11 protein-coding genes are annotated in these 20,024 nt (G+C 40.2%); all 11 read left to right on the top strand.

Annotated features, from left to right (window positions below):
* The first annotated feature begins 118 nt into the window (after positions 1 to 118).
* The 11 genes from L1D46_RS14425 to L1D46_RS14475 all read left to right on the top strand — a co-directional run bounded on the left by L1D46_RS14425 (position 119) and on the right by L1D46_RS14475 (position 19,950).
* Positions 119 to 2,203: a DUF1302 domain-containing protein gene (locus tag L1D46_RS14425; protein WP_130051397.1), complete on the top strand. Its 2,085-nt coding sequence runs from the start codon at positions 119 to 121 to the stop codon at positions 2,201 to 2,203.
* 12 nt (positions 2,204 to 2,215) lie between these two features.
* Positions 2,216 to 3,580, top strand: a complete 1,365-nt coding sequence (locus L1D46_RS14430; RefSeq protein ID WP_130052285.1) for a DUF1329 domain-containing protein — start codon at positions 2,216 to 2,218, stop codon at positions 3,578 to 3,580.
* Between the two features lie 124 nt (positions 3,581 to 3,704).
* Positions 3,705 to 4,709 (top strand): YCF48-related protein, encoded by a 1,005-nt coding sequence (locus L1D46_RS14435; protein WP_130051398.1) that lies wholly within the window; start codon positions 3,705 to 3,707, stop codon positions 4,707 to 4,709.
* Positions 4,709 to 7,033 carry an MMPL family transporter gene (locus tag L1D46_RS14440; protein WP_239977738.1) on the top strand — a complete coding sequence of 775 codons (2,325 nt, stop codon included), beginning with the start codon at positions 4,709 to 4,711 and terminating at the stop codon, positions 7,031 to 7,033. Before L1D46_RS14435 ends, L1D46_RS14440 begins: the two co-directional genes overlap by 1 nt.
* 212 nt (positions 7,034 to 7,245) lie before the next feature.
* Complete coding sequence (locus tag L1D46_RS14445) at positions 7,246 to 12,084, top strand: NAD-glutamate dehydrogenase (RefSeq protein ID WP_239977739.1); 4,839 nt, start codon at positions 7,246 to 7,248, stop codon at positions 12,082 to 12,084.
* Between the two features lie 112 nt (positions 12,085 to 12,196).
* Positions 12,197 to 13,207, top strand: coding sequence for a quinone-dependent dihydroorotate dehydrogenase (gene pyrD / locus L1D46_RS14450; RefSeq protein WP_239977740.1), 1,011 nt, complete (start codon positions 12,197 to 12,199; stop codon positions 13,205 to 13,207).
* A 120-nt stretch (positions 13,208 to 13,327) separates the two neighbouring features.
* Positions 13,328 to 13,858, top strand: a complete 531-nt coding sequence (locus L1D46_RS14455) for a cell division protein ZapC domain-containing protein (protein ID WP_130051402.1) — start codon at positions 13,328 to 13,330, stop codon at positions 13,856 to 13,858.
* A gap of 78 nt (positions 13,859 to 13,936) precedes the next feature.
* Entirely contained in the window at positions 13,937 to 16,054 is a 2,118-nt protein-coding gene (rlmKL, locus tag L1D46_RS14460) for a bifunctional 23S rRNA (guanine(2069)-N(7))-methyltransferase RlmK/23S rRNA (guanine(2445)-N(2))-methyltransferase RlmL (protein ID WP_130051403.1), read from the top strand.
* Positions 16,047 to 16,280, top strand: a complete 234-nt coding sequence (locus L1D46_RS14465) for a glutaredoxin family protein (RefSeq protein WP_239977741.1) — start codon at positions 16,047 to 16,049, stop codon at positions 16,278 to 16,280. Before rlmKL ends, L1D46_RS14465 begins: the two co-directional genes overlap by 8 nt.
* A gap of 14 nt (positions 16,281 to 16,294) precedes the next feature.
* Positions 16,295 to 18,205 (top strand): ABC transporter ATP-binding protein, encoded by a 1,911-nt coding sequence (locus tag L1D46_RS14470; RefSeq protein WP_130051405.1) that lies wholly within the window; start codon positions 16,295 to 16,297, stop codon positions 18,203 to 18,205.
* An 11-nt stretch (positions 18,206 to 18,216) separates the two neighbouring features.
* Positions 18,217 to 19,950, top strand: a complete 1,734-nt coding sequence (locus L1D46_RS14475; RefSeq protein WP_239977742.1) for a DUF3466 family protein — start codon at positions 18,217 to 18,219, stop codon at positions 19,948 to 19,950.
* Positions 19,951 to 20,024 lie beyond the last annotated feature (74 nt).

Genomic DNA, 20,024 nt, shown 5'->3' on the forward strand with positions numbered 1-20,024 from the left:
ATATTAACCGATTGAACGCGTTCTATATTGTAATTTTACTGTTTCGCTTCTATCGTTAGAAAGATACTAAAAACAACAATTTGATCACAAAACAACCCGTTACAGGGGGATGAACACAATGATAAAACGATCGCTTTTTGTTAAAAACAAAATAGCTTTGGGACTCGCGGCGGCTACACTCGGACTCTCAAGCACATCTTTGCACGCGGCAAACTTTGAATTAGGTGACTTTGACATACGTTTTGACTCTAATTTCTCTTATGGCCAAAGTATTCGTGTTGAAGACCGAGATTTCAAACATATAGGTAAAAGTAATAACCCTTCATTCGATTGGACGGGTTATCATTCTGCTTTAAATCCAATCTATTCTTCTGCTGATGTATGGAACCAACCAGGTGCATATTCAAATAATGGTGATGCAGGTAATCTTAATTTTGATAGTGGTGATTCATTTTCAAAATTATTAAAAGGTAACCACGAGCTATCAATCAGCAAAGATAACTTTGGTTTCTTCACTCGCTTTATGTACTTCTACGACTTTGCGTTGATGGATGGTGATTACGCATATAGCAATCCAACTTCAGGCAATAAAGTTGATCCATGTGATGATGACGACACAAAAGAACAAGTGTGTGCTGATTTACGTTTACTCGATGCCTATGTATGGGCAAACTTTGATTTAAATGAAGGTCGTAACCCACTGTCTATTCGTTTAGGCCAACAAGTTGTTAACTGGGGTGAGAGTACTCTGATTTCGCATGGTATCAACGTAAACCCAGTTGATATCGATCGATTAAAAGCCCCTGGTGCAGAATTAAAAGAAGCGTTCATACCTGTAGGTATGCTTTGGGCATCTCTCGGTATTACAGATAATTTAACGCTAGAAGGTTTCTACCAGTATGAATGGCATGAAACACGTCTTCCTGCGGCAGGTACATATTTCTCGACTAACGATTTCGCGTCTGAAAATGGTTATCAGCAAAATATACAACTGGGCTTCACCTCTAACCCAGATATTGATTTAGCATTCTTAACAGAAAGCTTAAATAATTTAGATGACATTGTTCGCTCGCAAGGTGTTGATCCTACATCAGCACAAGGTCAAGCAATGATGGCACAAATGTACCTAGCTTACCCGACCAAAGTGGCATTAAAAGGCAAAGGTTCTGCAGGTAAAAACGAACCTGATGACGGTGGTCAATATGGCTTACGCCTAGGTATGTACTTACCTGAATTAAACGACACCGAAGTAGCGCTATACCACATTAACTATCATAGTCGTCGCCCAGTAATTTCGGGTCAAGTATCAAACTTTACTGATGCGGCAATAGCTGCCGATATCGGTATGTTACTAACGACAGAAATCACAGAAGATAATGTAACAGGCTTACAAGCATTTACTAAAGGACAGCTAGAATACCCTGAAGATATTAAGCTTTATGGTCTAAGCTTTAATACATCAGTCGGTGAAACAGCGCTTGCTGGTGAATTTGCATTCCGTCAAGACGAACCACTACAAATTGATGACGTAGAGTTACTTTACGCGGGTATGCCTGAGCAATTAGCGGTTGCAGGTATTCGTCCTGACTTTGCTGGTATTTCACAAATGAGTTTAGGCGATGCTACGAGTGTTGTAGGTCCAGGTGAAGTTGCACAAGGCTTTATTCTTCGTAACACGGCACAATTACAATTTACTGCAACGCATTTATTTGGTCCTTCGCTAGGTGCTGATAGCTGGGCGGTAGTTGGTGAAATTGGTGGTGTACGTATTAATGATATGCCAGATTACGATGAGCTTCGTTTAAACGTTGCCGGTACTGGTCGAAGCGGTATCATGCAAGGCCCATTAAGCGATGATTATTCAACGCTACACTTAGGTCTTTCAAACGGTCCTGAAACGAATCCATTCCCAACGGCTTCTGCATGGGGTTATCGCCTAATTGCCAAAGGTGATTATTATAACTTCTTTAGCGGTGTTAACTTCTCGCCACGTTTTGTGTTCTCGCACGATGTAAATGGTATTACACCTGATCCAATGTTCTTATTTGTTGAAGACCGTAAATCGCTCGGTGTTACCATGAACTTCAACTATCAAAATGCGTGGTCATTCGACTTTAGCTACAACTCGTTCTGGGGTGGTGGCGCAACGAATACTTTCTCTGACCGCGATTATGTTTCTTTCAATATTAAATATTCAATCTAAGGGTAAATTATGATTATTAGAAAACCTACCCTCATCGCAGCAGCATTTTGTGGCGTTTTCGCAAGCTCAAGTGTACTTGCAAAAATTACCGCTGATGAAGCGGCTCGTTTAGGTAATGATTTAACGCCTATTGGCGCAGAAAAAGCAGCAAACAAAGATGGCTCTATTCCGGCTTGGACTGGTGGTATAACAAAACCACCTGCTAGTTATAAGCCTGGTATGCATCATCCTGACCCGTTTGCTGATGATAAAATCTTATTTACGATTGATAAATCGAACGTTGACCAGTACAAAGATTACTTGAGCCCAGGTCAAGTTGAATTATTCAACACGTATCCTGATACGTTCAAGATGAATATTTACCCAACTCGTCGTAGTGCGTCTTATCCTCAGTTTGTATACGATGCAACTAAAAAATATGCAACGACAGCTGAGTTAGTAGAAGGTGGTAACGGTATTAAAAATACCGCTGTAGGTGTTCCGTTCCCAATTCCTAAAGATGGTTTAGAAGCTATTTGGAACCACTTACTACGTTTCCGTGGTTTATCAATTGCGCGCTCTGGTGGTCAAGCAGCACCGACAGCGTCAGGTTCATACAACTATGTAGGTTTTGATGAGCAACTATTAGTTGAATACTCATCACCTGAAGCAACGCCAGAGAAACTACAAGAATCTAATATCTTGTTTAAGTTTAAGCAAAAAGTAACTGAGCCTGCTCGTCTTGCAGGTACTGCGTTACTAGTTCATGAAACCATGGACCAAATATTAACGCCACGCCAAGCATGGACATACAATTCAGGTCAGCGTCGTGTTCGTCGTGCACCTAATGTTGCCTATGATGCACCTGGAACAGCAGCTGACAGCTTACGTACGACTGATGATTTTGATATGTTCAACGGTTCTCCGAATCGTTACAACTGGACATTAAAAGGTAAGCAAGAGCTTTATATTCCTTATAACAGCTACAAGCTTCACAGCGACAAACTAAGCTACGATGATATTTTACAAGCAGGTCATATCAATCCTGAGCATGTTCGTTATGAAAAACACCGTGTTTGGGTTGTTGAAGCGAACCTGAAAGAGGGTACTCGTCATATTTATAAGAAACGTGTTTTCTATATTGATGAAGATAGCTGGCAAGTACATGTAACGGATATCTATGATAACCGCGATCAAATGTATCGTGTAGCGATGGCTCATGGTCTTAACTACTATGAAGTACCGACTCATTGGAGTACGTTAGAAGTTTATCATGACCTTAACTCTCGTCGTTATTTAGCAATTGGTTTAGATAATCAAGAAAAAATGTATGATTTCTCACAATCATTCAACGATAACGAGTTTACTTCAAGCGCATTACGCCGCGAAGGTCGTTAATAAAATTAAGGCACCTGACTCCAGGTGCCTTTTGCAATTCGCGTAAGTCATCAGTACACGCAATAGGTTTCCCAGTGACTTTTTTGACTTCTCTTTTTTATCTTTTCGAAGGCGATTTATCTTTATGAAGTATTTGCTTTATGCCTGTCTTGCTTATAGTGCTTCATGTTTTGCTCAAGACATGCCTATGCCGCAACAAGCTATTAGCGCTGTTAACGCAAACAAAACTCTACTCACCGACATTGAACTAGCTGGCTCAAATCTTGTTGCTGTTGGCAAACATGGTGTGGTTATTACAAGTACAGATGCTAAAACTTGGCAACAAGCGAGTGTACCGACCCAAGTACTACTCACTGCAGTTGATTTTTATAATAGCGATTTAGGCTGGGCCTGTGGTCATGATGCAACCATCATTAATACACAGGATGCAGGAAAAACCTGGCAATTACAGCAGTCTCTACCAAACATGGATAAGCCATGTTTAGATATTTTATTTACTACTGCTGAGCATGGTTATGCAGTAGGTGCTTATGGCATGTTTTTTGAAACTAATGATGGTGGCCAAACTTGGCAGAAACGTTTTTTAGATAGTCTATTATTTGAGGAAGACCGTGAATACCTCAATGATTTAAAAGACAGTGATCCAGAAGGGTATGAAATTGAAACCGCTTCAATACTCCCACATTTTAATCGTATTGTTAAAACCGATAATAGCTTATTCCTAGCTGGTGAAATGGGGTTAATGGCACAAAGTTTCGACAATGGACAAACATGGCAGCGTCTTGAAGAGATCTATATGGGCTCTTTCTTTACGTTTGCGTCAACTGCAGATCAAGGTGGAGAAGACCTAGTTGCAGGCCTTAGAGGCAACATTTTTACTCGCCAAGCTGGCAGTGAACAGTGGCAGCAAATACCACACGACAATTATGCAACCGTTAATAGCGCGATTAACTACAACAACCAGTGGCTATTATTTGCTAACAGTGGGGTGATTTTCCATATTAAGAATGACCAACTTACAGAAGAACAAATGGCCGATGGTAAATCGTTACTTGATGGTGTTGTGTTTCAAGACAAACTAATTATGGCTTCAGAAAATGGCATTAAAGTGAAGGAGTTGAATCCGTAATGCGTGGTTTTTTAGATATTTTAGAAAGAGCGGTGTTTCGTCATCGCTTATTCGCAATTATTTCCTTTGCTTTGATCACCTGTTTTTTATTATTCAAAGCAACACAAATTCAATTAGACGCATCGTTTAATAAAAATATTCCGCTCAATCATGACTATATGAAGGTTTACACCAAACACGAAAAACAATTTGGTGGTGCAAACAGTATTTTGATTTCAGTCTGTGATGCAGACGGTGATATTTTTAATGAAGAATTTTTTACCCAACTTAAAGCAGTTCATGACCAGCTTTATTTTATTCCCGGTGTGAATCGTCCATTAGTAAATTCAATCTTTGCACCGAGTGCGCGTTTTGTTGAAGTGGTTGAAGATGGTTTTGCTGGCGGTCCAATTATTCCGGCAAACTTTACCGCTGACAAACGTGGTCTTGCGGTTGTAAAAGAAAACATCGAAAAAGCAAAAGTGGTTGGCCGCATGATTGCCAGTGACTACTCTTGCGCGATGGTGACAGCCCAATTACTCGAAACTGACCCGCAAACACAAGAAAAACTAGACACTTTAGCGTTTGCTGAAAAGTTAGAAACGCAAGTCCGTGATCCACTCAGTACTGATAAAGTCAGTATCCATATCATTGGTTTTGCAAAAATGGCAGGTGATGTAGCTGAGGGGGCTAAAGGCGTACTGTTATTTTTTGCTATTGCGATTGCTTTCACATTCGTGATGGTTTGGTTATTTTGTCAAAGCTTAAAGCTGACGATTTTACCGATTGCGTGTTCAATCATTGCGGTTGTCTGGCAGTTAGGTTTGTTATCGACCTTAGGCTTTGGTTTAGATCCTATGTCAATTCTAGTGCCGTTTTTAGTGTTTGCGATTGGCGTAAGCCATGGTGTGCAAATGATTAATGACATCGGTAAAAAAGTGTCAACAGGTAGTTCAACTCGGGTTTGCTGTCAGGCAAGCTTCAGGGCACTTCTGATCCCAGGTGGTATCGCACTGTTATCTGACACAATTGGTTTCTTAACTTTACTAACCATTGATATTGGTATTATTCGCGAACTTGCCATCACAGCGAGTTTAGGTGTGGCGGTAATTATTTTCACTAACCTGATTCTATTACCTGTATGGGCATCTTATATGCGCTTTGAAGGCACTGTGCATATTCAAGCAGGTACTCACACAGATAAACCAAATTTCTTAGATAAGTTACGCGAGCTATTAGTAAAAGCTACTGATCGTAAAACAGCTGGTTTTATTATCGTCTTTACGGCTATGTTATTTGCAGTGGGTTACTGGCAAGCTGACAAAATGCGTATTGGTGACTTACATGCTGGTGCGCCATCTTTGCACCAAGATGCCCGCTATAACCAAGACACCTTTTTGATTTCTGATAAATACACCATTTCATCAGATATTCTAAAAGTGATTGTAGAAGCGTATCCTGCTGCGTGTACTGAGCATGATGTTATGGAGCGTATTAGTCGTTTCCAATGGCAGATGGAAAACGTTGAAGGGGTGCAATCAGCAGTGAGTTTAAGTTCTGTTGCACAGTCAGTGAATGCCGGCTTTAACGAAGGTAATTTAAAATGGCAGAGTCTGCCGCGCAATACCGCCAGTTTAGTGCAAGCAACATCGCGCGTCGAAACAAGCTCAGGTTTACTCGATGGTAACTGCTCTGTAATGCCAGTGATTATTTTCTTAAATGACCACAAAGCAGAAACTATTGACCATGTGGTAGCTAAAGTTAAAGAGTTTGCTAAGGCTGAAGAAACCGATGAATTAAAGTTTAAGCTAGCGTCAGGCCCTGTCGGTGTAATGGCTGCAACGAATGAGTCTGTATCTGCAGCACAGTTACCTATGATGCTTTACGTTTACGGCGCCGTAATCCTGCTATGCTTAATTAGCTTTAGAAGTGTTAAGGCTACGGTTGCAGTCGTATTACCTCTGTACATCGTATCAACCTTAGCGCAAGCGTTGATGGTACAACTTGAAATAGGTTTAACAGTGTCGACATTACCAGTTATCGCTTTAGGTGTTGGTATTGGTGTCGATTACGGGATTTACATACTTTCATCAATGATGGGGCAGCTAAAACAAGGTGTGGCACTGGAAGTAGCTTATCGTAATGCATTAGTAGAGCGTGGTAGTGCAGTGCTGTTCACAGGTATTACCTTAGCCATTGGTGTTAGCACATGGATTTTCTCTGATCTGAAGTTCCAAGTGGATATGGGTATTCTTCTGACCTTCATGTTTTTGGTTAACATGTTGGGTGCAGTACTACTTTTACCTGCAATTGGTAGCTTCCTCTGGACTGACCAGAAAAAATAATGTGAATAATTGTGCTCCAATATGGCCAGTAATGGCCATTTATATCTATATTTTGTGAATAGATGACCAAATAGCTGAAAAGCTTAAAATGATTTCATCGAAAAGGCTGTTTATTAGCTGTAAAAGAGTTAGAATTTACCTGACTCCACGCTAATAAATGGCTGTACAAATATTCTACTAATCGATAAGTAGTATAGATTAAGGAACATACAATGACACGAAATGAAGGGCAAGCCTCGGTTATCTTAGATAATGTCTGTAAGCTGATCCAGAAAAAAGTTCACGCTGATAATGTGTTACTCGTTGAGAAATTCGCCAAAGCCTTGTACAGCAATATGTCTAAAGAGGATTTGGCTCATCGCAACGATAGTGACTTATATGGCGCTGCACTAAGCCTATGGAACTCGCTAGAAAAAAATAATTCTGATGACGCGGTTGTCCGTGTTTTCAATCCTGAAGTAGCAAAAGATGGCTGGCAGTCATCGCACACTATTGTTGAAATCATCGCGAAAGACATGCCTTTCCTAGTTGATTCTGTGCGCATGGCCATGACCCGCGCAAACATCGCTTCTCACTTATTACTTCACTCTCCGCTGAAAATCCAACGTGATAAAAACGCTAAAATCACCGGTATTTCAAGCTTAAAAGCTGAGCAAGAATCAACGTCGACAAAAACTGTGTTCTTTATCGAGATTGATCGTCAAACAGATGCAAAAGTCATTGAGTCTTTCAAAAAAGAACTTGAGAGTGTGTTAGTTGACGTATCTATTGCTGTAGAAGATTGGCAGCCAATTCGTGAAAAACTTATTGCGGTAACGAAAGACTTACCAAAACGCCATCATAATAATAACGAAAGCGAAGTTGCAGAAACGGTAGAATTTTTAGACTGGTTAGCAAAGGATAACTTTACGCTAATGGGTTACCGTGAGTATGAACTTTCGCCAGTGCAAGGTGATTACCAGTTAAAAGGTAAAAAGGGCACTAGCCTTGGTCTAATGAAAAACACAGATGAAGAGCATAGCCGTTTACTTTCAGAATTACCTGAAGTAGCTCGCCAAGAAGCACGTAGCAGCAATTTATTAATTTTAACGAAAACAAATTCAGTATCTCGTGTGCATCGCCCTGCGTATATCGACTATGTGGGTATTAAGCGTTTTGATGATGCGGGCAATGTAATTGGTGAAGACCGTTTCCTTGGTTTATTCTCATCAAGCTTTTATAACAACAGCGCCGCTGATGTACCTGTACTGAAAAGTAAGATTAACCGCATTATGGAAATGTGTGACTTTGCAAAAGGCACTCATGCATACAAAGCGGTATTAAATATTTTAGAAACGTATCCACGTGATGAACTTGTTCAAGCACGTGAAGCTGATCTACTTGAAGTTGCCATGGGCGTATTACAAGTACAAGAGCGTGATATGTGCCGTATTTTTGTGCGTAAAGACGCATATGGCCGTTTCTTCTCTTGCATGGTATATGTACCGCGTGAGCGCTATAACACGGCTCTTCGTCGTGAAACGCAACGTATCTTAGCCAATGCATTTAATTCTGACGAAAAAGTCGAATTTACTACTTTCTTCTCTGAGTCAACATTAGCCCGTACACATTACACGGTGCGTGTGACTGACAATAATATTGAATATAACGTGAAAGACATCGAAAACAACCTAATTGAAGCTGCCCGTACTTGGGAAGATAGACTCCAATCTGCACTACTTGAAAGTGCAGGTGAAGCACGCGGCAAAGAACTAAACCGTAAATATGCACAAGCGTTTGCAAGTGCGTATAAAGATCAGGTTTTACCAAGTGCTGCGGTTGTTGATATTGAAAAACTAGAACTTCTTACTGACGAAAACAAACTAGAAATGTTGTTTTACCGTCCACAAGAAGAAGCAAATACCAACGTTGTTCGTTTAAGCTTATTCCATAAAGATGAGCCAATCCACTTATCTGACGTAATGCCAATGTTAGAAAATTTTGGTTTACGCGTAGTGGGTGAAACACCTTACTCAGTTAAAACGACTGACGGTAAAGTTAATTGGATCATGGATTTCACCATGCTAATTGACAATAAGGGCATTGCTGATTTTGATAAAGTATCAGCACGTTTCCGTGCCGCACTGACTAATGTTTGGAATAACCGATTAGAAAACGATGGTTTCAACCGTTTAGTATTAATGGGTGGCTTAACAGGTCGTGAAGCGTCTATTCTTCGTGCATACGCTAAATACATGCGTCAGATTGGTGTAACTTTCTCGCAAACATACATCGAAAGCACGTTTGCCAATTACCCACATATTGCTTCGCAAATCGTTAACTTATTCACTAAAAAGTTCTCTGTTAAGAACCCAGGTAGTGAGAAGGCTCTTGAGAAGCTAGTTGCACAAGTAAATCTTGAACTAGAAAACGTAGCAAACCTGGATGATGACCGTATCATCCGTTTATACGTTGATATGATCAATGCAACCCTAAGAACGAACTTCTTCCAAAAAGAAGCGGATGGCCAATTTAAGTCTTACGTATCATTCAAGGTGCAACCTTCTATGATCCCAGAAATGCCATTACCACTTCCTGCGTTCGAGATCTTCGTATACTCGCCGCGCGTTGAAGGTGTGCATTTACGTGGTGGTAAAGTTGCTCGTGGTGGTTTACGTTGGTCAGACCGTCGTGAAGATTTCCGTACTGAAGTACTGGGTCTTGTTAAAGCGCAACAAGTTAAAAACACGGTTATCGTACCAGTTGGTTCTAAAGGCGGTTTCGTATGTAAACAGCTACCAACAGAGCGTGAAGCATTCTTCAAAGAAGGCCAAGAGTGTTACAAGATTTTCATCCGTGGTTTATTAGATATCACAGATAACATTGAACGTGGTGAAATTGTGCCACCAGTTGATGTTGTTCGTCATGATGAAGATGACCCGTATTTAGTTGTTGCTGCCGATAAGGGTACTGCGACTTTCTCTGATATCGCTAACGGCATCGCAAATGAATATAACTTCTGGCTAGGTGATGCATTTGCATCAGGTGGCTCAGTAGGTTACGACCACAAGAAAATGGGTATCACGGCAAAAGGTGCGTGGGAATCTGTTAAACGTCATTTCCGTGAAATGGATATTGACTGTCAAACAACTGATTTCACTGTTGTGGCAATCGGCGACATGGCGGGTGACGTATTTGGTAATGGTATGTTGCTTTCTAAGCACATTCGCTTACAAGTAGCGTTTAACCACATGCACATCTTTGTTGATCCAAACCCAGATGCAGCGACATCTTACCCAGAGCGTGAACGTTTATTTAATCTACCGCGTTCTTCTTGGGAAGATTACAACAAAGACCTTATTTCACAAGGTGGTGGTGTATTCTCTCGTGCGGCTAAATCAATTAGCTTAAGCCCAGAAATGAAGAAAATGCTCGGCACTAAGAAAGCGAGCATGACACCTAATGAGTTAATCAAAGCAGCACTAATGATGGAGTTTGATTTACTTTGGAATGGTGGTATCGGTACTTACATCAAGCACTCTAAAGAGACTGATGCTGATGTTGGTGACCGCGCGAATGATGCACTTCGTATTAATGGTTCTGAGCTTGGTGCGAAGATCTTAGGCGAGGGCGGTAACTTAGGTGCAACACAATTAGGTCGAATCGAATTTGCTGCAAAAGGCGGTCGTGTTAACACTGACTTCATTGATAACGTGGGTGGTGTAGCATGTTCAGATAACGAAGTTAATATTAAGATTTTACTTAATGGTCTAGTTGCAGAAGGTGACTTAACGCGTAAACAACGTGATGAGCTACTTTATTCAATGACTGATGAAGTATCTGAGTTAGTATTAAAAGATTGTTATCGTCAAACGCATACCTTATCGATTACTCAATCAAAAGGTACGTCGACGCTAAAAGAAAAAGTACGTTTCATCCACGCACTTGAAAAAGATGGCAAGTTAAACCGTGCAATCGAGTTTATTCCAACTGATGAAGAACTTGCAGAGCGCGCAGCAGCGGGTAAAGATTTAACTCGTCCAGAGCTATCTGTATTAGTTTCTTATGCGAAGATGGTACTTAAAGAGTCTCTAGTGGTTGATGAAATCACTGAAAACCCATACTACCGTCAATTATTAGTTAAGTCGTTCCCAGTGCCACTTCGTGAGAAGTTCAACGATGCAATGGATAACCACCCACTTCGTAAAGAAATTATCGCAACTAAACTTGCGAATAATATCGTTAACGATATGGGCCTTAACTTTATGGTTCGTATGCAAGAAGAAACAGGTGCGAATGAAGCTGAAATCGCACTTTGCTACTCAATTGCAAAAGAAGTGTTCCAGATGCCAGAAACGTGGTCATCAATTGTTGCGCTTGATAATAAGATCCCAGCAGCTGTGCAAACAGAAATGCTATATCAGTTACGTCGTACGGTTCGTCGTGCAACACGTTGGTTCTTACGTCATCGCAATAAAGCACAAACGATTGAGCAAGCAATTGAATTCTTCGCACCAACATTTGCTGATTTAAGTGAAAACCTAAACAGCTATATGGTTGAAAAAGAGAGCGAGCGTCTAGTTAAAGCAGCTGACAAGTTAATTGACAGCAATGTGCCAAAAGAACTAGCGACACGCATAGTTTCACTATCAAGCTTATTCTCTGTAATGGACTTAGCTGAAATTGCAAATAATTCAGAGCGTAGTATTGATATGGTTTCTAATACGTACTTCAAGTTGGGTGCACGTATGGGCCTTCATTGGTTCCTTGACCAAATCACTAACCAACCGGTTGCGAACCACTGGCAAGCACTTGCTCGTGCGTCATACCGTGAAGAGCTGGATTGGCAACAACGTACATTATCAGCTGTGGTACTTAATAGCTTTGCAGCAGATAGCAAAGACATTGATGCACAAATTGATGAGTGGATGGATAATCAAGATCTACTATTACAACGTTGGAAGCAGATGTTATCTGAGTTCAAAACATCGCAAAGCCACGATTTTGCGAAGTTCTCAGTGGCACTTCGTGAACTAATGTTGCTAAGCCACAACTGTGACACTTCCAAATAAGTGAAAAGTCGTTAAAATACATACCCCAGCTCGCTGGGGTATTTTTTTGCCCTTAATTTGCAATGGTCCGTTTTAAACGGCTACCTTGTTTATTTTACCTGAGGAACAAACCATGTTTTATGATCTAGCTCGCCGTTTTATGTTTACCCGTGATGCGGAGTGGGCTCATGAATTTGCACTTAATAATTTACGACGATTTGCTCATACGCCATTGAGTGCTGCGTGGTCTCAATCTGTCCCTAATAAACCTGTAAATTTTTTGGGGTTAGAATTTAAAAATCCGGTAGGTTTAGCAGCAGGCTTAGATAAAAATGCAGAGTGTATTGATGCATTTTCGCAAATGGGCTTTGGTTTTGTTGAAGTAGGTACTGTTACCCCACGTCCTCAAGCTGGTAACGATAAACCACGTATTTTTCGCCTACCTGAATCAAATGCGATTATTAATCGCATGGGTTTTAACAACAAGGGTGTTGATAACCTAGTTAACAATGTTAAAGCGGCGAAATATGACGGAATTTTAGGTATCAATATTGGTAAAAATAAAGATACACCAAACGAGCAGGGTAAAGATGATTACATCCACTGTATGCGTAAAGTGTTCGAACATGCATCATACATTACGGTAAATATCTCTTCACCGAATACCCCTGGTCTACGCGACTTGCAATACGGTGAAGCGCTGGATGATTTACTACAAAGCTTAAAGAACGAACAACTTGATTTAGTTGCAAAGCATAACAAACATGTACCTATGCTGGTTAAGATCGCCCCAGATCTTGATGAAGTACAAATTGCTCAAGTAAGTGAATCATTGATCAACAATAAGATCGATGGCGTTATTGCCACGAACACCACTCTTGAGCGCGCTTTGGTGCAAGGCCAACAATACGCAAATGAAGCGGGTGGTTTATCTGGGCAACCAGTTCGTCAGCGCTCAACCCACGTGGTTAGCGAGCTTAAGCGCTTAACCGAAGGTAAACTACCGATTATCGGTGTGGGTGGTATCGACGATGCCGAGTCGGCAAAAGAAAAATTTGCAGCAGGTGCAGACCTAGTTCAAGTTTACACTGGTTTTATTTATAAAGGTCCGGAATTGGTAAAAACGATCCTAAATGGCTTATAAGGATCAGTTATCTAAGCAATTGATCATTAATAAAATGTTCTAAGAAATCATTTTATTAATGGTCTGCTTTAGTTATAATTTATGATTAAGCGCACAGTATTTATTTTTTAGGGAGGAGACATGTTACAAGCATCTAAGCAATGGAAATGGCTTGCTTGTGCGAAAAACAATCGTCTTTTGGTTGATCTTGACCAAGATATGCAACTGTGCACGCCTTATAAACTTCGCCAACTTACCGATGCTGTGCTAAAAGAACCAAATTTTAGCCTTGAAGATGCTGCTTTTTATCAGCAAGTTTATCAATACCTCGAAACTTTCTCATTATGGAATCCTGCAGAGCTTTGCCAAATTGCTCTTAATGCCACAGCGGTAAAATTTCATTTAAAGCCAGTACTTGCAAAAAGTTGGTTTTTTCATGAGTATCACGGCAGCCAACCAAGTGTTGAAGCTGTAGTGAAGTTGTGCTCACAAGCACAAGAGGGTGAGTTTTTAATTGTCGACCATTCAAGTGAAGCCTCAGTGTGTATTAACTTAAGTCAACATTTTCAATTAGACGAAAATCTATCACTTGAGCAGTTTGAAGCCATTAAGGTTTTAAATAACCGTATCCATCCTGTTTATATTCAACAAAAACAGTTTAAATCTGCCTAATATCCCTGCAAATGTTGGCGTTTTTGTTCGCCAAGCTATGCTATAATCCTGCGCAATTAGCATTTAAGGGTTTTTACTTTGCAATTTATCGCACTTACTTCTATCGGAATAGAAAATTTACTTGTTGATGAGCTTACAGCACTCGGTGCAGAAGTCTCAAAACAAACCGTGGGCTCTGTACGTTTTGAAGCTGATAGCTTATTAGCACAAAAGATTTGTTTATCGAGTCGCTTTGCCACTCGTATCATGATGCTGATAGAAGAAAAAGAAGGCGTAAAAGACAAAGACAGCCTTTATCAATTTGCACGCTTGCAGCCTTGGCAAGAATGGTTTGGTCCTAAACAAACCTTTGCTGTTGATTTTAGCGGTACTAATAACGACTTAAAAAATACGCAATTTTCAGGTCTCGTTGTTAAAGATGCGATTGTCGATTATTTTGCGGATTTATTCGAGCAGCGCCCAGATGTTGATAAATACAACGCCAATGTTCGTGTTGTAGCTAGATTGAACCGCCAAGGGGTCGCGCTTTATATCGATTATTCTGGCCCTCGTTTGTCTGAACGTGGTTATCGTCAAGATCAAGGCAAGGCTCCAATTAAAGAGCATTTAGCTGCAGCTCTTGTAAAACGTAGTGGCTGGCTTGAAAACGTACAGCAACCTTTGTTCGACCCATGTTGTGGTTCTGGTACCATTTTAATTGAAGCAGCCAGCATGGCACGCAATGAAGCACCGGGGTTATTCCGTGAAGGTTTCGCGTTCGAGCGCTTGCCAAGTTTTCGTATTCAAAAATATAAAGAGTTAAAAGCTGAATTAACTGCTCAAATTACAGATCCAAAGTTATGGCTTATTGGCCATGATATTGATGGCGGTGTGATTGCAAAAGCACAGGAAAACGCCGAGCGAGCAGACCTTGGTAATGTGATCAAATTTAAACAAAGCGATGCGACTAAGTTAACCTCTGTAGCGAAATTACCAGGAGTGGTGATTTCAAATTTACCTTATGGTGAGCGCTTAGGTTCAATGGCTGAGCTGGTTAACTTACACCGTAGTTTAGGTGTGGGCTTTAAAAAGCACTTTAACCATTGGAAGCTTGCTTTATTAGGCACAGACGAAAGCCTATTTAAATTATTAAAACTTGTTAAATTAAAACGCTATAAGTTCAAAAATGGCCCGTTAGATGTTGTTTTAAATCTATACCAACTAGACGATAAACAAGTAGAGCTAAGCAAAGAAGACAAACCTGCACTTAATTTTGAAGGCTCAACGGCATTTGCAAACCGCTTAAAGAAAAACAAGCAAAACTTAAAGAACTGGTTAAAACAAAATGAAGTGAGCTGTTATCGCGTTTATGATGCTGATATTCCAGAATATAACGTAGCTGTTGATGTTTATGATGACTCAGCTGTTATTTTTGAATATGCTGCACCGAAAGAAATTGATGATAATACGGCACAAAAACGCCTACAGGATGTCATAAGCCTGACTGCTGAACAGTTAGCAATTGCACCTGAAAATATCGCAGTTAAAGTGCGTAAAAAACAAAAAGGTGAAGAGCAATACACTAAAGTATCAAAACAAAATCGCACTCAAGTCGTCGAAGAGTTTGGTGCTAAATTTAAAGTTAACCTTTTTGATTATTTAGATACTGGTTTATTTTTAGATCATCGTTTGGCACGCCGATATATTCAACAAAATTCGCAAGGCAAACGTTTCTTAAACTTGTTTGCTTATACTGGCAGTGCATCTGTGCATGCGGCAGTAGGTGGTGCTAAAGCTATCACCACCGTTGATATGTCAAAAACTTACTTAAAGTGGGCGCAAGAGAACTTTGCGTTGAATGACTTAAGTAATACCCGCTATCGTTTTGAACAAGCTGACTGCTTGAAATGGCTTGAATATGCTCAAGGTCAATATGATTTAATCTTCTTAGACCCACCGACTTTCTCAAATTCAAAACGTATGAAAGATGCATTTGATGTACAACGCGATCACATTAAATTACTTACGTGGGTTAAGAAAATCTTAAGCCCGAACGGTACGCTTATTTTCTCAAATAATAAGCGTGGCTTTAGCATGGATGAAGTAGGGCTAATGGGTCTGGGTTTAAAAGCAGAAAACATTTCAGATAAGACTCTATCACCAGACTTTAAGCGTAATAAGCAAATCCATAATAGTTGGCTTATTACCCATGGCTAATTTTACCCTGTACCACAGTGATGGCTGTCATCTGTGTGAAATGGCCGATGAATTATTAATTGCTGCAAACGCTTCGTTTGTAGCAAAAGACATTATGGACAGTGAACAGCTGATTGCTCTATACCAAACCAGTATTCCGGTTGTTGAAGCTCATCAAGGTGAGAAATTATTCTGGCCTTTTGATGCTGAGCAGTTAGCGCAATTTATTGCTGATAATAAAGAATAAGAGTAGTAATCACGATGGATTTAATCAGAATAGCCAAAGCGCAACTCGCTTATGGTACACATCCGCTACTAGATGATGCCGATGCCGTTATTGAGTCAGGTGAGCGTGTATGTATCGTTGGCCGTAACGGTGCAGGAAAATCAACACTACTAAAAGTACTTGATGGCCAAGTGACATTGGATGATGGCGAAATCAACCAATTAGGCGGTATTCGTATTTCTCGTCTAGAGCAAGATCCCCCCAAAGGGGCAGCAGGTTCAGTATTTGATTATGTTGCTCAAGGCATGCCAGATATTGCTAACTTACTGATAGAATATCACCACGTTAGTAATCAAATGCAAACAGACTATAACGATAAATTGCTCAACAAATTAGAGCGTTTATCTAATGAATTGGAAACAGTTGATGGCTGGCGTTTTGATACCCGTATTCAATTAGTTTTATCTCGCTTAGAGCTGGAGCCAGAGGCCAAACTTGAATCATTATCGGGTGGTTGGCTACGTAAAGTTGCTCTAGCAAGAGCTTTGGTTAGTGAACCCGACTTACTGTTACTTGATGAGCCAACTAACCACTTAGATATGAGTAGTGTTATTTGGCTTGAGCAGTTTTTAAAAGAGTTTAAAGGCGGTATCGTTTTTATATCTCACGATCGTGCGTTTATACGTGCAGTTGCTACTCGTATTCTCGATTTAGACCGTGGTAAGCTTGTTTCATATCCTGGTGATTACGCAACTTATCTTGAGCAAAAAGCGCATGATTTAAAAGTAGAAGAAACACAGAATGCACTGTTTGATAAACGTTTAGCTGAAGAAGAAACGTGGATCCGTCAAGGCATTAAAGCACGTAGAACACGTAATGAAGGGCGAGTACGCGCACTAAAAGAATTACGTAAAGAGCGTAAGCAACGTGTAGATCAAGTTGGTAAAACTGATTTCAACATTGAAACTGCTGATCGTTCTGGTAAGTTGGTGTTTGAAGCTAAAAACATTTGTCATGCATTTAAAGACAAAGTGATTGCGAAAGATTTCTCGACGCTTGTTATGCGGGGCGACCGAGTTGGTCTTGTTGGACCAAACGGTATAGGTAAAACAACGCTGCTGAAAATTTTATTTGGTGACTTAGTTCCAGATAGTGGCAGTGTTAAACAAGGTGTTAATTTAGAATTTGCCTACTTTGACCAATACCGCCAAAAGCTCGATGAAGAAGCTACAGTGCAAGACAACGTTGCTGAAGGCAAGCAAGAAGTGATGATGGGCGGTCGTTCTCGTCATGTGTTAGGTTACTTACAAGACTTCCTATTTCCTCCGGCACGGGCTCGTACGCCTGTAAAAGCACTTTCTGGTGGTGAAAAGAATCGCTTATTGTTAGCAAAGCTATTTTTAAAGCCATCTAACATTATTGTACTCGATGAGCCAACCAATGACCTTGATATCGAAACGTTAGAGCTCCTTGAGGAGATTATTAACCAATACCAAGGCACCGTATTGATAGTTAGCCATGACCGTGAATTTATTGATAATACCTGTAACTCTGTATGGGCCTTTGAGGGGAACGGCAAGATCACAGACATTGTTGGCGGTTACAGCGACTATGAAGCATACGCCGCTCATTTAGCTGAGCAAGAAAAACAACAACAGCAACAAATTAAGCAAGAAAAGCCAGCCGTTGTTAGCCAAGATAATACACCAAAGAAAAGTAATAAACTCTCTTACAAATTAAAACTTGAATTAGAAGAATTACCCAGTAAAGTGGAACAACTTGAAAAAGCGTTAGACGCTCAGCAAGTTGTGGTTAATGACCCTGACTTTTTTAAGCAAGATGCTGCAATTACAACAGAAGCATTGAACCATTTAGCCGAGTTAGAGTCTGAGCTTGAAGCCGCTTTTGAGCGCTGGGAAGAACTCGAAGATTTAAAGAATCAGTAGTAAGGATTAAAATGAAATACAAATTACTCGCTGCCAGTATTTTAGCCACCCTAAGTACCTCAGCGATGAGTGCAACCTATAAATTAGAAGAATTAGGTGGAATCGAGGGCGCGAAGTTTAACTACATTACAGATGTTAGTGAAAATGGACACATTATTGGTTTAGCAAATGGTCTTTACAAGTTACCAGTAGATATCTCTTATATCGATTTTACGGATTCGTTGATCAAAGACGCCTATGATACCGCTAAAAAACAGTTTGAATTAATTGATAAAGAAATCACATTTACGTTAGATGACATTGAGAACAACGATGCAGTGAATACTAACGCTGATGCTCATGCATTCATGGTTAGTTTTTTAACTGGACGTGCAACTGACTCAGAATACCAAAAGCTATCAAGTGCAATCGCAACACGTTACACCGCAGAAGGTTCGACAGAGCAAGTTTTATTTGATGAGCAGTCAGTTGATTTTGATGGTTTAACGCGCTCGACTTCTAACTTACTTAATGCTGTAACAGATGATGGTGTGATGGTAGGTTGGGGTAGTGCACCCTATGAGAAAACATCGTTTACTCAAACAGATGAAGACGAAGAAGAAACGCATTTCTTAAGAGATTTTATCAGTCGTGCCATCGTAATCTCAGCCGATGGTGTAAAAGTTGAACTTGCCCCTGAATTTGATGATTTTGGTGGTGTTAGTTCGGCGAATGATATTGTCAAGACTGCCAATGGTTACGAAGTTGTAGGTACAGTATCAACGAACATTGCTGCTGACCCTTTAAAAGATATTGAAGATAAATGCGATAACGAAGATGAACCTGTTTCTGATTGTGTGGAATCATATAATCGTCAATATAAAACAGGTATCTATAATAAACAGGCTGTGAAGTGGACGTTAGATAGCAATTTAAACATTACTAACACTGAGATGCTTGGTTTAGGCTTAACACCGAAAGATGACGAAGATTTCGCTTTTCGTAGCAACGCAATTGCGATCAATGAAAGTGGCTTAATCGTCGGTACTTCTGATGTTCGATACAAAGGCAGAGATACGCGAATTACAATGCCTGTTATCTTCGAAAATGGTGAAGTAAATGAGTTTATTGATCAAGAAGATGATTGGATCTCAGGTCAGCCTTTAGCTGTTAACAACGATGACGTTGTAGTTGGTTATGCAAGTAAACGTATTGACGGCACAAACAGAACAAAATTCTTTTACTATGACAAGAAAAGCGACAGTGTTGTTTTCCCAACGGATTACTTCTCGAGCTCTAGCTCATTAGCAAACGATATCAATGATAATGGTATTGTAGTTGGTGAAGGCGAGACAGATATCTACAATACGTCAACTCGTCGTCGTGAAGGTTTCATGTACACCATTGGTGAAGATAAAATTGTTAACTTAAACGATTTATTACCGTGTTTCGAAGAAGATGGTGAGACTCGTTTTAAATATACGGTTGCTGAAGCAAAGGCAATTAACAACAATAACGAAATCTTCGGTGTTGCGACTAAAACAGTTGAAAAGACAGATTCATTTGGCAATGTTGTTGTAGATATTAACGGCAATACCGAATACGAAAGTGTTGCAGTTGCTGTTAAGTTAACACCAATTGATGGCAATGTTGAAGAGTGTCAAGCTGAAGAGGTTGAGCAATACGAGCGTCAATCAGCAAGCTTCCCTTGGTATGCATTACTGCTATTACCATTTGCAGCAGCACGTCGTATATTTAGAAAATAAAAACTTGGTATAAAGTAAATTACTTTAAAACCTAAATAAAAAACCCAGCTTAAAGCTGGGTTTTTTGTCTATAC

Source organism: Pseudoalteromonas sp. Isolate3 (assembly GCF_022398505.1).
GTDB classification, from domain to species: domain Bacteria; phylum Pseudomonadota; class Gammaproteobacteria; order Enterobacterales; family Alteromonadaceae; genus Pseudoalteromonas; species Pseudoalteromonas apostichopi.

Excerpts from the sequence above, each read along its gene's own strand:
- pyrD (WP_239977740.1), top strand. The coding sequence starts at position 12,197 with ATGTTTTATGATCTAGCTCGCCGTTTTATGTTTACCCGTGATGCGGAG.
- L1D46_RS14455 (WP_130051402.1), top strand. The coding sequence starts at position 13,328 with ATGTTACAAGCATCTAAGCAATGGAAATGGCTTGCTTGTGCGAAAAAC.
- L1D46_RS14470 (WP_130051405.1), top strand. The coding sequence starts at position 16,295 with ATGGATTTAATCAGAATAGCCAAAGCGCAACTCGCTTATGGTACACAT.
- L1D46_RS14465 (WP_239977741.1), top strand. The coding sequence starts at position 16,047 with ATGGCTAATTTTACCCTGTACCACAGTGATGGCTGTCATCTGTGTGAA.
- L1D46_RS14445 (WP_239977739.1), top strand. The coding sequence starts at position 7,246 with ATGACACGAAATGAAGGGCAAGCCTCGGTTATCTTAGATAATGTCTGT.
- L1D46_RS14440 (WP_239977738.1), top strand. The coding sequence starts at position 4,709 with ATGCGTGGTTTTTTAGATATTTTAGAAAGAGCGGTGTTTCGTCATCGC.
- L1D46_RS14425 (WP_130051397.1), top strand. The coding sequence starts at position 119 with ATGATAAAACGATCGCTTTTTGTTAAAAACAAAATAGCTTTGGGACTC.
- L1D46_RS14435 (WP_130051398.1), top strand. The coding sequence starts at position 3,705 with ATGAAGTATTTGCTTTATGCCTGTCTTGCTTATAGTGCTTCATGTTTT.
- L1D46_RS14475 (WP_239977742.1), top strand. The coding sequence starts at position 18,217 with ATGAAATACAAATTACTCGCTGCCAGTATTTTAGCCACCCTAAGTACC.